Consider the following 14,367-nt stretch of genomic DNA (forward strand, 5'->3'; position numbering starts at 1 on the left):
GGCAAAGGGCTCCAGACCCTAGCTTTTTCTCATCCCGTTTCTCAAGTGATCAGCGTTGAGAATCTGCGAACGCTGCTGCCATTGCCCTTCGAAGGCATCCAGGTGCGTTGCGCTCACCAGGCATTGATGGGAATCTCCCACGGCTTCCAGCAGGGTGAGCTGGCGGCGTGGATCCAGTTCCGCCAGCACGTCATCCAGCAGCAGCAGAGGTGGATGACCACACAGTTCCCCGACCAATTCCAGTTCCGCCAGTTTCAGTGCCAGCACCACGGTGCGCTGCTGACCCGCAGAGCCGAAGCGGCGAGCGGCAGTGCCATTGAGCATCAGGTCGATTTCGTCGCGGTGGGGGCCCACCCTGCAGCTACCCAGCCTTTCCTCTTCCGGCCGCTGACGCTGCAGTTGCGCTTCGATGGACAGCCTCCAGGCTTCCTCGGCCTCTTCCCCTTCCAGCACGCTTCCAGGGGTGTAGCGCAGTTCCAGCTGCTCATGCCCCTGGCTGAGACGTTGCTGCCAGGCTGCCGCGAGGGGCTCCAGTCGTGCCAATGCACGGCGGCGGCGGCGATGAATGCGTGTACACACCAGTGCCATCTGGGTGTCGAAGCTGTCCAATAAGACCCTCTGCTCCAAGGATGTGCCGAGGCCACCGCGTCTCCAAAATTGGCTGCGTTGTCGCAGCAGGCGGTTGTAGCGACCGATCAGGTCGCCATAGACAGGTTCGAGCTGCAACACGACCCGATCGAGCCACTGGCGCCTCAGTGCTGGCTCTCCACGCACCAGATGCAGATCCAGAGCGCTGAATCCAACACAACGCAGCGGCCCGATCAGATCCATCTGACGTTGCAGCACCTTGCCGTTGCGACGTGCCTGTCGACCTCCCCGGCGCCGCAGTTCGAGCTCCACCACATCCTCATCCGCGCAGGTGGCCCTGAGCAGAGCGCGGGAGGCATCCCAGTGGATCAGATCCGCATCCTGGCTGGATCGATGGGAGCGAAGGCTGCCCAGCAGTTCGACCGATTCGAGCAGGTTGGATTTCCCTACACCGTTGCTGCCGATCACCAGCAGACGGGGCGCATCCATCACCAGCTGCAGGTTGCAGTGGTTGCGGAACTCCTGCAGTTCGAGCCGGAGAAGCCGAATCGGTCCGGGTGCGGTGTGTGGTTAAGGTAACTGGAGCGTGGTTGTTCTCCCAGCCGCCGCGTGGGCATGTAGCTCAGTTGGATAGAGCATCAGATTCCGGTTCTGAGGGTCGGGGGTTCGAGTCCCTCCATGCTCGTGTTCAGAAAGGTCGACCGGTCATCGCAGCCGCAGACCCATGGCTCTTATCCCGCCTGGATCAAGAATGAATCCGCGTGATTTGAGAGCATCCATTGCCTGGGCAGGTGCCGCAATCGAAATGCTGCATCCAGGTAGATCTCTGCGCAGACAGGCCAGTGAACGGTGAACCAGCACCGCCAGCAATCTGGATTGATCAGGTCCAGCAGCGGCTGCCAGGTTCCAGAGATTGGCATTCAGCGCCTGATCACTGGTGGCTCTGACGAAGCCCACAAGCCGTTGCTCCTCACTGTCCAGGATGCTCAGGTGCCAGATGCTGCGTTGCAGCGCAAGCGGCCAGCGTTCCACGGGGTGGGGTTGATCGCCGCAGTCTTCGAGCAGGGCATTGATGCTGGCCCCATCAGGAACGAACTCCATGCTCGCGCGGTAGCGCTCCGGGAGCCGTGGAACGGCGGCCTGTTGGCGAAAGGGAAGCAGTGCCACTCAACCGGTGTTGCGCATGCCGGCAGCGATGCCGTTGATGGTGAGCAGGGCTCCACGCAGAAGCTCGCTGCGGCTGTAGGTCCGGCCGTCGCCATCGCTAGGAAACTCGCTCATGGGGGGCTGACGGTTCTGATCACGCAGACGTTTGAGCAGTGCGACCTGCAGGAAACCCAGTGGGACGATCGTGCGGTTACGCAGGTTCACCGACAGCTGCAGTGCAGGGTCTGCATCCAGCAGCCTTTCCTGTCGGGTGATCTCCAGAACCAGGCTGCGGGTGAGTGTGTATTCATCGGCGATCGTCGTGTAGATCCGTTCAAAGGCATCGCGATGGTTTGAACTGCCAAGGCTGGTCACGTAGTGGCGGGCCAGATCGAGATCGACTTTGGAGAGTGTCATCTCTACTTTGGAAATCAGCATCCGGAAGAAAGGCCAGCGCTGGTGAAGGGTGCGCAGCAACGTCATCTGCTCCGGGTCAGCTTGCAGTTCCTCACTGAGAGCTGTGCCCACACCGAACCAGCTGGGCAGCAGGAATCGGCTCTGGGTCCAGCCGAACACCCAGGGGATCGCACGCAGGCTGGACAGGTCCCTGGCACCCGATTTGCGCCGTGCCGGACGACTGGAGATCTGCAGTTTGCTTATTTCTTCAATCGGAGTCACCTGTTCGAAGAAGGCCACCAGGTCGGGATTGTCATGCACCAGGGCCCTGTAGTGGCGGCGTGAGCATTTCGCTAGTCGAGCCATCAGCTCGTTCCAGCTCGGTGTGGCGTCCAGCTGATTGGTCACCAGGCTGTTCTGGACCACTGCTGTGGTGACCGTTTCAAGGTTGTAAAGAGCCAGCTCAGGCAGGCTGTACTTGGAGGCCAGCACTTCGCCCTGCTCGGTGATTTTGATGCGTCCCTGGAGTGTGCCGCTCGGTTGGGCCAGGATCGCCTGATATGCCGGGCCACCGCCTCTGCCGACGGAACCTCCACGGCCGTGGAACAGTCGCAGCACCACGCCATTGCGTGCCGCCAGATCCTGCAGTGCAATCTGAGCCTTGTGAATTTCCCAGTTGCTGGACAGGAAGCCTGAATCCTTGTTGCTGTCGGAATACCCCAGCATCAGTTCCTGGAGCGGCAGCCCCTGGCTGCCAACGCGAGGCAGGAGGTTTCTGTAGAGCGATGTCTGGAACAGCTCTCCCATCACGTCGGGGGCTCGTTGCAGATCTTCCACCGTTTCGAACAGAGGAACCACCAGCAGATCGGCATGGCCGGAGGAAGGATCCACGAGGCCGGCTTCCTTGGCCAGCAGCAGCACCTCCAGCAAGTCGGAAACGCTGTGACTCATGGAAATCACGTAAGTACGACAGATACGGCTGCCGACTTCGTCCTGAAGCCGATGCAGCATTCGGAACACATCCACGGTTTCTGCTGTGGTGGCTGACCAGTCCACGGCAGGAGGAATCAGCGGGCGGCGTGTCTGCAGCTCCTGCAGCAACCAGTTCACGCGCTCCTGCTCATTCAGATCTCCATAGGCCTGCTCTGGATTGAGATATCGGCTGAGTTCATCCAGTGCGTCACTGTGACGCGTGCTCTCCTGACGGATATCGAGACCCGCAAGCGAGAAGCCATAGATGTGAACCTGGGTGAGCAGGGTGTCGAGGGGTTCGCAGCTGAGATCAGTGCTGACCAGGCTTGTTCGGATCAGTTCAAGATCACTGCGGAATTCGGCCACCGACCCGTAATGCAGGGCTTCGCTTGGTTGACTCTCGGGGGCAAACGGCTGGGGGCTCTCAGCCGGAGCCCGCCATCCGGCGTCTGCCAGCTGATCGTTTCTCAACTTTGTGAGACGCAACCGTTCGAGCATGAAGCTCATCTTCAGTCGGTAGGGCTCGAGGCGATAGCGGGTGGCTCGCTCCTCGTAGACCTCCGGGAAGCGAAACCGATCCATTTCCAGTGATTCCAGCAGGGAAGCACTCACCTGACTCCACTGCATCGAGATGCTGAGCTGGTCTCGCAGGCTCTGGACGGCACTGATGTAGCGGTCCAGCATCAACTGTCGCTGATAACACGCTGTCCGCCAGGTGATGTCTGTGGTGACGGAGGGATTTCCATCGCGATCAGACCCGACCCAGGAACCGAAGGTGCAGAACGACGGCGGAGGCAGCTGCACATCGGGATAACTGCTGGAGAGTGCGTTGGTCAGGCGGCGACGCAGTTGCGGCATCGCATCGAACAGAACCTGCTGGAAATAATGCAGGGCGTAATCGACCTCATCGAGCACTGATGGTTTGAATTGGTGTAGTTCATCCGTGCGCCACCAGAGCCGGATCTCCTCTTCAAGCTGAAGACGGATGCTGTCCGCTTCACGTGGACTGGTTTCTGATGCGGTTTCCAGTTGTTGCAGGAGGCTGGCAACACGTCGCTGCTTGTGCCTCACCGTGTGACGCACGATTTCCGTGGGATGGGCTGTGAACACCAGTCGGATGTCGAGCTCCTGAAGCAGCGTCTCCAGTTGTGCGGGAGGCACGTTGAGGCGCCGCAGGCGCTCAAACAATTCACTGAATGTGGCGGGCTCTGTCTGGGTTGCCAGTGGTGGAGTAAAGGGATCGACCTGCTCAGCCAGTTCCTGTGAGCGGACGATGCTTTCGAGGTAGCTGTCCTCCTCAATGCGCTGCTCGAGGATATTGACAAGCTGGAAATACAGGGAAAAGGCTCTGGCGGCTGCAATGGCTTCCGAAAGGTCCATGTCTCGAATCAGCGAGACCACGGAATCCGAGCTGACAGCGCTGGGTTCCGGTAAGGCCGGGTCACTGAGCTGCTTCATGCGCAGCAGGCGCTCTGCCTGTTCGGCAGGGCATTCGCTGCGCAGCACGGTCTGCCACAGATCCTCCACCAGGGCCAGGCGCTGCTGCAGCAGATGGCCATTGCCGGATGTCTCCTGCACCGCAGCCCTGGGCTGATCGCTCGCAGGAATCATTGCGGGGGAGGAGGACATTGAAGGTGGGTCGGGATCTGGAGTCGTCATGATCATCCCAAAGTGCGCTCGGCCGGTGTGCAAACCCCACGCATCTCTTCCTCTCGCATGGCCGTGATGCTCTCGCGAAGCACCGATTCGATGCTTTCCCCAGAATCGATGCTCTGCAGCCATCGCATGGCCTGATTGCCGTTTTGCAGGACGGCTGCCAGTGGATCGAGTTGCTGCTTAAGTCCAAGCTCCTGAGCCAGCGGCGTCACACTGTCGATCAGCTGTTCCAGCCAGTCTCTGCAGAAGCGTTCGCGTCCGTCGCGCCAGTTGTGCAGCGTGGCCTCAAGACTGGATCGGGCCGCGGCGCGATCGTTGCTCATGCTGAGCTCTTCCAGTTGCTGAAGATTGAGTGCACTGTCCCGTAGGGGGTCATGCTGCTCGGGATCTCGCAGCACCTGCTGCACACGCAGTTCCAGAAGAGTGGTTACCGCAATCAGCACCTCGGGGTCGGTGATCAGATCGCAGATGCGCAGCTCGAGACGATTCAGTCGCTGCGGACGATCCGGTCCGTTCGGTCGCACGGAAGTCCAGAGGTGACGGACGTTGTGCATGGCACCGGCCTGAATCTGTTGATTGGTCCAGGAGATGAAGTGCTGGTGGTCGAGGAAAAGAGGAACCCGGGCCGGTGTGAGCGGGAACTGGAGCCAGCGTTGGGAATGTGCTCCGGTGATGCGGCCGTTAAGGAAGGGTGAGCTGGCACTCAGAGACAGCAACAGAGCCGCTTCGCAGCGCACAAGCCGCAAAGCGGCAAACAGTTCGGCTGGATTGGCGATCCCCAGATTGATATGGATGCTTGCTGTCACCACGGCCGTGCCGTAGGTGGCTTCGATCAGTGAGTGATAAGTGTTCTCAGGGTCTGAGCGCTCAAAACGGTCGGTGTCTCCGAGGCTGAGGGTGCTGCCAGGCAGCAGGGTGAGACCCTGCTCCATCAGCCAGTGACGCAGCCGGCGACGAGGTGACAGCAGTGCTTCCGGAATTGCGTCGTAATCCGCCAGCGGATCGGTCACGTATTCGAGATTTCGGTGATCCGGTTCAGTGACGAAGCCCTGCAGTTCCCTTTGGGCACGGGCTGCGATGCCGACATTGCGTCCATCGGGCCGGCCGGTGAACAGCTCGACTTCAAAACCTTTGAGCAATCGGTTGCGGGTCATGCCCCGACGTCCTCAAGACAGCCCAGTGCTGTGAGCATTCCTCGTGCCTTATTGAGAGTTTCCTGAAACTCGGCCTCGGGCTGGGAGTCGGCCACAATCCCTGCTCCGGCCTGCACCTGCAGGGTCCAGCCGCCCCCGGCTCGGGGTCTCACCACCATGGTGCGGATGGTGATGGCCGTGTTGAGTGCTCCGGCCAGGTCCACCGAGCCGTAGACCCCGGAGTAGGGGCCACGGGCTTCGGGTTCCAGGTCGTGGATGAGCTGCATTGCCCGGATCTTGGGAGCTCCGCTCACAGTCCCTGCCGGGAAGGAGGCCATCAACAAATCCCAGATGTCCTTGCCAGGGGCAAGACGGCCCTCCACTTCGCTCACGATGTGCATCACGTGGGAATAACGCTCGATCACCATTAATTCGCGTACAGAGACCGAACCGGGAGTGCATACCCGACCGAGGTCATTGCGCCCCAGGTCAACGAGCATCACGTGTTCGGCGCGCTCCTTGGGGTCGGCGAGCAGGTCGGCCTCGAAGTTCCTGTCCTCAACGGGATTTCTGCCTCGGGGCCTTGTGCCGGCAATCGGCCGCAACACCGTGCGGATCCCACCCTGATCCGGTTCCGCTTTCACCATCACCTCTGGGCTGGAGCCGATCAGCTGCCAGTCTCCGAAGTCGAAAAACGCCATGTACGGAGAGGGGTTGATCATCCGCAGACTGCGATAAAGATCCAGCGGTGGATGGTTGACATCAGCGCTGAGCCGCTGACTCACCACCAGCTGGAAGGCATCACCGGCAGCGATGTGGTCACGTGCCTGATCCACCGCCTGATGGAAATCCTCCCGGGTTCGGTTACTTCTGGTTTCTGGAGTTGCACCTCGGTCTGGCCTCCAGTTGAGAGGTCGCACGGGTGGCAAGGGAGCTGCCATGCGTTCGCGCAGCGTGTTGATGCGCGCCATCGCGCCTTCCCAGGCCTCTTCAGGGCTGGTGGCTGCATTGTGCTGTCCGCTCAGATCCCCGTATGCAACAGCGGTGATCAGGCGTTTGACCTGGTCGAAGATCAGGATGCTGTCCATCAGCATCCACAATCCATCGGGGGGACCATCGGCGATCGAGGGGTGCACGGGAACGCTGGGCTCGATCCAGCGGATCAGCTCGTATCCCCACATTCCATAAAGCTGCCCCAGCGGAGGAAGTCCGGGAAGAGTCGCCGGTTTGTAAGGCTCCAGACAGCTTCTCAGGCAATCGAAAGGGTTTCCGCTGAAAGTCTCACACTGGCTGTCCCTCCAGATGCGCTTCAGACCATCGCGACCTGCTGACAATGTCCAGAGGGGGTCGCAGGCCACCACACTCCAGCGGCCCAGTGTCTCGCCGCCTTCAACGGATTCGAGCAGAACACCAGGTGGACGTTGATCACCGACCTTCAACCAGGTCGTTAGTGGTGTCTCCAGATCCGCAGGCCAGCTGCTGGCCACAGGAATCATGGTTGCGCCTGATTCAGCGGCTTCCAGAAAGGCTTTGCGGTCGGGACTGAGCATGAAGAAGTCGTCGAAACCGACCGCCGACCATCATGCCGCTCAACAGAACGACGCGATGGGTCCAGGGGCAGAGGAGATCAGGTGTCGAACGTGTCGCGGCCACTGAACTTGATCTTGGCAGGATTGGTGTTCTGACCGATCCGGCGGGGGTTGTGGCCCACCATGGCACGCCCCTCGTTCACTTTCTCAGGGAAGACACCGTCCTTGGGATGCAGGAATTCTGTGTCTCCACCGGGGTAGATCCGGTAGATCTTGTAGTCCTCGATGCGTGGCTTGAATTTGGTGCGCAACTGGGTGCCGAGAGCCAGACACTGCTCCTTGCGTGCGAAATACATGATGTTTTCGCCGGTGTTCATCACGGCCGCGCCCCCGGTTGGGAGCTCGAAAACCTGATCGGTTTTGCTGCTCCAGGTGATCGCGTATTTCTCTTCGGTCTCAGCGGAATTGAGCAGACCACCGGTGCTTCCGATGTACTGGGGAAGCTGTCCTGTCAAAGGAGTTGATGTCATGGCTGTCCTGAGGAAGTCCGCATGCCGATCTGCTTGGAAAGTAGCAAATGATTCGGCTCTGATTTGGTGATCCGATCTGGACCTTCACACCCGTCAACAATGATCGGCGATCGGGAAGAACACCGTCAGCCCGCGGTCCCGGCGCTGGGTAAGGCGACCGCCCAGGCGTTCAAGCAGTCGACGGGTTGCCGTCTGGCTCAGCTGCAGTCCACCGGTGCTGGTGTTCCAGCTGAGCACGGGCCCCAGGCTTTCCTGGGACACGTTGTCAGTGTCCGCCACCGTGGTGGAGAGCTGGTCAGGCGTTCTGCTGAGAATCTGCAGCTTCAGGCGGGCGCCTGCCGGTTGAAGGGTCAGCTCCAGGCTGCTTCCCGCCGGCAGGCTGCGGCTGCAGCGATCAATCAGTCCGCCAAGCATGGGCTCCAGTCGACCTGGGTCGCTCAGTACGGGTGGAAGTCCACACGCCAGGCTCAGCTCAAGATGCAGGCCACGGCGTTGCAGCTGTTGTTCCCATCCTGGTGCCAGTAGGTTCAGCATCGCTCCAAGGTCGGTGCGAGCCAGCACGGATGAACTTTGAGGCTGTCGTTGCAGTTCAGCCGCCTGAAAAATCAGCCCGAACCGGTCGATCTGCTCACTGCATTCCGTGTCGATCTGCTGCAGTCGACCAAGCACCTGCTGGGGTAGGTCACGGCGGCGCAGCAGGGAGCGGATCAAGGTGCGGATGGTGGCCAAGGGAGTTCGCACTTCATGCGTGATGGCCTCCAGCAGCGACAGTTCCGCATCCTCATCCCCTTGATCATTTGCAGACTGTGGAGGAGGTGGCGGGCATTTGGATCCCTGTGCGGTCTGCAACATGACTGTGGGTGCCATCCCTGCCAGCCGCTCCGCCAGGCGGGGCCAGAAGCGTGTGGCGAGATCGGTGCTGCTCTGCAAGGGGCCGAGTTGTCGAACCGCCTGTTGCAGTCCGTCGGCCTGCTCAGGTGCATCTAGGCGCAGACGCTGTTCAACCAGTGTCAGAGCCTGGCCAAGAATGTCGGGTTCGCTGCGCATCAATAGCTGCCGCTGTCCCTCTTCGCCATGGAGGGCCAGGGCCACCTGCAGCTGGCTTGTGATCACGATCAGCAGTGGATCGTGACTGTCTGACTCTCTTAGGGGTAGGCGCTGGAAGTGCTCGTTGGAAGTACTCGCTGGCAAAGGGGTTTTTCTGGCGTTGAGACGATCCGGTGGGAGCAGGGTTGACCGCTCTGCAGCACTCAAGACATCAAGAGCCTCAGGCGCCCAGACCCAGCCCTGAAAGCGCTGCAGCAGATCGGGCGCATAGAGGGCCGGAAGGGGGGCCGCTAGCCAGATGCCTGCAGCGGACTTGTCCTGGATCTCCAGCAAATCCTGCAGCACTTCCAATCCCCCCCACCACAGACGTCTGGCATTGGCATCGCTGGCCTGGCCGGTGGGAACTCCCGTGGCCATGCAGGCCTGAATTGACTGCAGCAGCGGTGTGGAGTCCTTCAACGGATCAGAGCTCGTCTTGATCGCCTTGCCACAGACAGGCAGAGACCAAGGGCAATGAAATTCACCACCATGGCGCTGCGTCCGTAGCTCATGAAGGGCAGTGGAATTCCAGTCACAGGCCCAAGGCCGATGGTCATGAAGATGTTCACCACAACCTGGAACATCAACATCGTGGCGACGCCGATCACCACAAGCGATTCAAAGTCAGTGCGAGCTTTCCCCGCCACCTGAAGCATCCGCCCCATCAGTAGTGCGAAGCCGACCACGACCAGAATTGTGCCCAAGAATCCCAACTCTTCCCCCAGTGCACTGAATATGAAATCGGTGTGCTGCTCAGGGATGAAGCGCAGCTTGGTGAGTTGTCCCTGGAGTAGGCCAGTGCCGAACAGGCCACCGGAACCAATCCCCACAGTGCTCTGAAGGAGGTGATAGCCACCACCCAAAGGGTCCTTGGTGGGGTCAAGAAAGAGCACAAGGCGATCGCGCTGGTAATCCTGCAGACCGTTTTCCCAGAGCCAGGGCGTCACCAGTGCAGCTGCGCTCTGCACCGCCAGGACCAGAGCAAGCGCAACCTTTTTCCAGGGAAGGGATCGGTAGGCGATGCCAAGGGTGAGTGGGATCCAGGCGGTGAGTCCCCAGGGGAACAGTCCAGCGAGCAGGGCCGTGATCAGGGGGGAGAGCAGCAGAACCAGCCACTCGAAAGGCATCCCAGACCAATACAGCATCGTTAACAGCAGCGCCCCGAACACCAGTGATGTGCCCAGGTCGGGCTGGATGAACACCAGTAGCCAGGGGAGTGAAATCACGCCCAGCGGCCTGAGAAGATCCACCGGGCGTTCAACGGGGTGTCGATCCAGGACCGCTGCCAGCAGCAGGATGGCCGCCAGCTTCGCGAATTCGGAGGGTTGGACGTGCACGCCTCCAATGCTGATCCAGCGTTGGGCACCCAGAGCGGTGGTGCCGATCATTCGAACGGCGATGAGGCTGATCACTGTGAGACCGTAAATAGGGATCAGCAGGGGGCGCAGTCGCAGTAATGACAGCCGTGCCAGCAGCAGTGCGATGCCCACACCAACACCGGCCGTGATCCAGTGGTGATACCAGTCGGCGTAATCGGCCTGACGTTGTGTACTGGCGATCAGAATTCCAGCCACGGCGACCATGGCCAGGGGAATACCCCAGAGAATCCAGTCCCGCTCTCGTCCACGACCCCGTCGTTTGCCAGGTCTTCTGAATACAGGTTGTCTGCTGAGGCCGACTCCGGAAACCATGCTCAGGCTTCGTTGGTCACCATGGGTGAGAGACGATCAGCCAGCGCCAGAAATGTCTTGGCGCTGACTGAGTCGGGCTTGGACAGCGTGATCGGTCTGCCCTGATCTCCACCTTCCTGAACAGGCATCTCCATGGGAACTTGGGCCAAAAGTGGGACGTCGAAGGCATCGGCCAGAGTCTGTCCACCGCCTGATCCGAACAAGGCATATCGCCGATCGGGCTGGTCAGGCGGAATGAATGCGCTCATGTTTTCGACCACACCAAGCACTGGGATGCTCATCTGGCGGAACATGGCCAGTCCGCGTCGCGCATCCTGAAGGGCCACCTGCTGGGGGGTGGTCACGATCACCACGCCCGCCATGGGAACGGCCTGGGCCAGTGACAATTGCGCATCTCCGGTGCCCGGAGGCAGGTCAACCACCAAGACATCGCGCTCTCCCCACTGCACTTGATAAAGAAACTGGCGAATGATCCCGTTGAGCATGGGTCCACGCCAGATCACGGGCTGGTTCTCTTCAATCAGCAGACCCATGGACACCATGGCAACGCCGCAGGTCTCGATCGGCTGCATGCACTGGTTGTCTCCGCTGCCGCTCACCTCGGGCGTGCGGTCAGCCACACCGAGCATGGTTGGAGCGTTGGGGCCGTAGATATCGGCGTCCAGAAGACCCACCTTCAGACCGCGCACGGCCAATGAACAGGCCAGATTCACCGCCACTGTGCTCTTGCCGACGCCACCCTTGCCGCTGCTGACAGCGATCACATGGCGGACCCCTGGGATCGACTGTCGTTCGGCGACCTGGCCGTGGCCTGCCTGTCCGATTCCTCCCTGGGAGGGTGGTTGACCCAGTTCGATCTGGACATCGTCAATGCCCTCGAGTTGCAGGAGTCGCTGCCTTGCACCGCTCACAATCTGATCACGCTGGTTCTGGGCGAATCCAGGCAGGTTCAGCCGGATCACAGCCCGTGGAGGGACCACCCGCACCTGGTCGAGCCAACCGAGATCCAACAGAGAACGGTCACTGCCCGCATCGCGGAGGTCGCTGAGCGCCTGAGTGGCCTGTTCCGCAGTGGTCATGCGTCCCATTCGTTGGCTGGATCCTAGGGGCGCTTTTCCATGACAGTCCTTCACACGGACTTGTCGGAGACGGTGCTGGGCTGAAATGGTCGAGAGTTCACCGACAGTGTCGACCATGGTCCGTTCCCTGCTTAAGCGTCTGAAGGGCCGGATGCTCGGGGCAGTGCCCTCGTCGCCTGCGGCTATTTCCGGAGAGCGTCCCCCCGCCGACTCCCGCGAGCGTGCCCGTGCGCTGGTGATGGGTCTTCAGGATGAGATCTGTTCAGGCCTGGAAAAGATCGATGGTGTGGGCAGGTTTCAGGAGGAGAGCTGGGATCGGCCTGAAGAAGGCGGTGGTCGTTCCCGCGTGATGCGTGAAGGCCGCATCTTCGAGCAGGGGGGTGTGAATTTCTCCGAGGTGCACGGCAAGGAACTGCCACCCTCAATCCTCAAACAGCGGCCCGAGGCCAAAGGGCATCCATGGTTTGCCACCGGCACCTCCATGGTTCTGCATCCCAGAAATCCATTTGTTCCGACGGTGCATCTCAACTACCGCTATTTCGAAGCTGGACCGGTCTGGTGGTTCGGAGGTGGTGCCGATCTCACGCCCTACTACCCCTTCCTTGAGGATGCCCGCCATTTTCATCGCAGCCACCGACAGGCCTGTGATTCAGTCGACGAGCGTCTCTACCAGGTGTTCAAGCCCTGGTGTGATGAGTACTTCTTCCTGAAGCATCGCCAGGAGACGAGGGGGATCGGCGGCATCTTCTACGACTACCAGGATGGTTCTGGTCGTCTTTACCGAGGCCAGGATCCAGAGGGCCCAGCGGCCCGCAAAGCGGCTGAGATCGGTTCAGTGAATCTCTCCTGGCAGCAGCTGCATGATCTGGCGAAGGCCAATGGAACGGCATTCCTTCCCGCCTACACACCGATCGTCGATAAGCGCAATGGCCTCTCCTACGGAGACCGTGAGCGTCAGTTCCAGTTGTATCGACGCGGGAGGTACGTGGAATTCAATCTTGTCTGGGATCGCGGAACGATCTTCGGATTGCAGACCAATGGCCGCACTGAATCGATCCTGATGTCTCTGCCACCCCTGGCCCGCTGGGAATACGGTTATCAGGCCGAAGAGGGGTCTCGCGAGGCTCTTCTCACCGATTTGTTCACCCGCCCACAACATTGGTTCGATGATCTGTCGCTTGAGGAACGCTGTCGTCCGCATCAGGCGGTGAACTGAGCTTCCGGGTTGCTGGGGCTTCCCCGATGCCCAGCTCGATGGCTTCAACGATGCGAAGGGCCAGTGCTGCGACGACCGCATTGCGGCTTTGCGGATCCCGCAGCTTTCGCTCCAGCTGTCCCTCCAGTTTGCCGATCTCGAGAATGCTGATGCCTCGTCTGGGCGCGCCCAGGCCTCCTCGGAAGTTCAGCGGATAGCGCCCGAAGTTCAGGGCCAGGCTCTCATCAATTCTCGTTGCTGGACTGCGCAGGTTGGGGATCAGGCCTGAGCCGACGCCGTGGTTGCCATAGGCATCGAAATGGATCTCCAGGGCGTAGCCACCGGCATCGTGGTGGCGTCGCCCCACCGACCAGTTGGTGCGTGGATCGTCTTCGTTGCGAATGGTCAGTTGATCCGGTTCATAGGAGCGGATGTTGAGTCCGCGAGCCTGCCCTGTTCTCACGACTGCATCACGAACGCGCCGATTCCAGAACAGTTCATCGCGCATGTGTGGATTCATGGGGCGGGCTCCTCCACGGTCAACGGCGGCTCCCGAGGTTCCGGCACCTTCGATCCCCTGGGAGTCGCCATGGCCTGCAAGAACCAGAATCTCCTTGTCCTCTGAGGTTGTTGCCCTGCCCATCCAGCTGGCTGACAACGTGACTCTGACACCGGTGAGAGGGTCTTCCTCCTGGGGATGTGGTGCTTTGGCGGCGGTTGCTATCACGACTGACAGGATCAGTCCCGCGACCAACAGTGCTGGGGTCAGCGCCAGCCGTCGCGGAATCACGTCAGATCGGAGATGTCAGCAATGCGCCGTCGCTGGCCAGTTCCAGCGGATCGGCAAGGGCGAGCTCGAGGGCGATGAGCTCATCGCGATGGGCACGCAGTCGCAGTGTGCTGCCTTCGCCTACGTCGGGTTCGATCAGGCGGATCTGAATCTCTTCCACGCGTCTTGCGCGTCGGGCGTAGATCCAACCAGCCAGGGGGCCGAGGGCGGCAATTACCAGAGGCCACCAGTTCAGAGATGGGTTCATCTGTCGCACGACCAGGCCAAGGCTGCCAGCGCCGACAGTACCCAGCAGTGAAAGTAGGATTGCCAGAGGGATACTGCTGTCCACCTGGCCCCTGTACTCCAGCAGGCAGCGATCAGCGTCCCCGCCCAGCTGGCTCCACCCCCGTTGCTTCAACCAGGCATCGAGGCCGTTCAGCACTTCCACAGGAGGCCGGGGTGATCGAACCTCCACAACAGTGGTTCGATCCTTGCTGGCAGCTCGCAGAAAGAAAATCAGGCCGATCCCCAGCAGGGCAGTGAGCAGCAGAGTGGACGTCTGGGGGGATGGCATCCGCTAGCTGCTGCCCGAAC

12 protein-coding genes and 1 tRNA gene are annotated in these 14,367 nt (G+C 60.6%); 2 read left to right on the forward strand and 11 right to left on the reverse strand.

The window, feature by feature from the left end:
• Nucleotides 1–18 precede the first annotated feature (18 nt).
• Nucleotides 19–1,077, reverse strand: a complete 1,059-nt coding sequence (recF, locus tag SynBIOSE41_RS02500) for a DNA replication/repair protein RecF (RefSeq protein WP_370594171.1) — start codon at nucleotides 1,075–1,077, stop codon at nucleotides 19–21.
• Nucleotides 1,078–1,199: 122 nt separating this feature from the next.
• Between recF and SynBIOSE41_RS02505 the strand changes: the two genes are divergently transcribed.
• Nucleotides 1,200–1,273, forward strand: a tRNA-Arg gene (locus tag SynBIOSE41_RS02505).
• Between the two features lie 20 nt (nucleotides 1,274–1,293).
• Here the strand turns inward: SynBIOSE41_RS02505 and SynBIOSE41_RS02510 are convergent.
• From SynBIOSE41_RS02510 to SynBIOSE41_RS02545, 8 genes are all read right to left on the reverse strand, one after another.
• Entirely contained in the window at nucleotides 1,294–1,755 is a 462-nt protein-coding gene (locus tag SynBIOSE41_RS02510) for an N-acetyltransferase (protein WP_255475909.1), read from the reverse strand.
• Nucleotides 1,756–4,767: a phosphoenolpyruvate carboxylase gene (gene ppc / locus SynBIOSE41_RS02515; RefSeq protein ID WP_186539488.1), complete on the reverse strand. Its 3,012-nt coding sequence runs from the start codon at nucleotides 4,765–4,767 to the stop codon at nucleotides 1,756–1,758.
• Nucleotides 4,764–5,912 (reverse strand): glutamate--cysteine ligase, encoded by a 1,149-nt coding sequence (gene gshA, locus SynBIOSE41_RS02520; protein WP_186539489.1) that lies wholly within the window; start codon nucleotides 5,910–5,912, stop codon nucleotides 4,764–4,766. The genes ppc and gshA overlap by 4 nt, the downstream gene beginning before the upstream one ends.
• The gene (locus SynBIOSE41_RS02525; protein WP_186539490.1) at nucleotides 5,909–7,441 is read right to left on the reverse strand and encodes an anthranilate synthase component I family protein; all 1,533 of its coding nucleotides are present in this window, start codon (nucleotides 7,439–7,441) and stop codon (nucleotides 5,909–5,911) included. Before SynBIOSE41_RS02525 ends, gshA begins: the two co-directional genes overlap by 4 nt.
• A 77-nt stretch (nucleotides 7,442–7,518) precedes the next feature.
• On the reverse strand, nucleotides 7,519–7,950 hold the full coding sequence (locus SynBIOSE41_RS02530) for a photosystem I reaction center subunit II PsaD (RefSeq protein WP_066904379.1): 432 nt from the start codon (nucleotides 7,948–7,950) through the stop codon (nucleotides 7,519–7,521).
• Nucleotides 7,951–8,043: 93 nt separating this feature from the next.
• On the reverse strand, nucleotides 8,044–9,414 hold the full coding sequence (locus SynBIOSE41_RS02535; RefSeq protein ID WP_186540712.1) for a sensor histidine kinase KdpD: 1,371 nt from the start codon (nucleotides 9,412–9,414) through the stop codon (nucleotides 8,044–8,046).
• A 38-nt stretch (nucleotides 9,415–9,452) separates the two neighbouring features.
• The gene (rodA, locus tag SynBIOSE41_RS02540) at nucleotides 9,453–10,727 is read right to left on the reverse strand and encodes a rod shape-determining protein RodA (protein ID WP_066904376.1); all 1,275 of its coding nucleotides are present in this window, start codon (nucleotides 10,725–10,727) and stop codon (nucleotides 9,453–9,455) included.
• 2 nt (nucleotides 10,728–10,729) lie between these two features.
• Entirely contained in the window at nucleotides 10,730–11,806 is a 1,077-nt protein-coding gene (locus SynBIOSE41_RS02545) for an Mrp/NBP35 family ATP-binding protein (RefSeq protein WP_186540713.1), read from the reverse strand.
• Between the two features lie 115 nt (nucleotides 11,807–11,921).
• Between SynBIOSE41_RS02545 and hemF the strand changes: the two genes are divergently transcribed.
• The gene (gene hemF, locus SynBIOSE41_RS02550) at nucleotides 11,922–13,022 is read left to right on the forward strand and encodes an oxygen-dependent coproporphyrinogen oxidase (protein WP_186539491.1); all 1,101 of its coding nucleotides are present in this window, start codon (nucleotides 11,922–11,924) and stop codon (nucleotides 13,020–13,022) included.
• On the opposite strand, the gene SynBIOSE41_RS02555 is transcribed toward hemF, so the two are convergent.
• Together SynBIOSE41_RS02555 and SynBIOSE41_RS02560 are read right to left on the reverse strand one after the other, a co-directional pair.
• A complete protein-coding gene (locus SynBIOSE41_RS02555) occupies nucleotides 12,949–13,791 on the reverse strand; it encodes an N-acetylmuramoyl-L-alanine amidase (protein WP_255475911.1) in 843 nt (280 codons plus the stop codon). The genes hemF and SynBIOSE41_RS02555 overlap by 74 nt on opposite strands.
• Nucleotide 13,792: 1 nt before the next feature.
• Nucleotides 13,793–14,347 (reverse strand): cofactor assembly of complex C subunit B, encoded by a 555-nt coding sequence (locus SynBIOSE41_RS02560; protein WP_186539492.1) that lies wholly within the window; start codon nucleotides 14,345–14,347, stop codon nucleotides 13,793–13,795.
• Nucleotides 14,348–14,367: the final 20 nt, after the last annotated feature.

The organism is Synechococcus sp. BIOS-E4-1, assembly GCF_014279995.1.
Taxonomy (GTDB): domain Bacteria; phylum Cyanobacteriota; class Cyanobacteriia; order PCC-6307; family Cyanobiaceae; genus Synechococcus_C.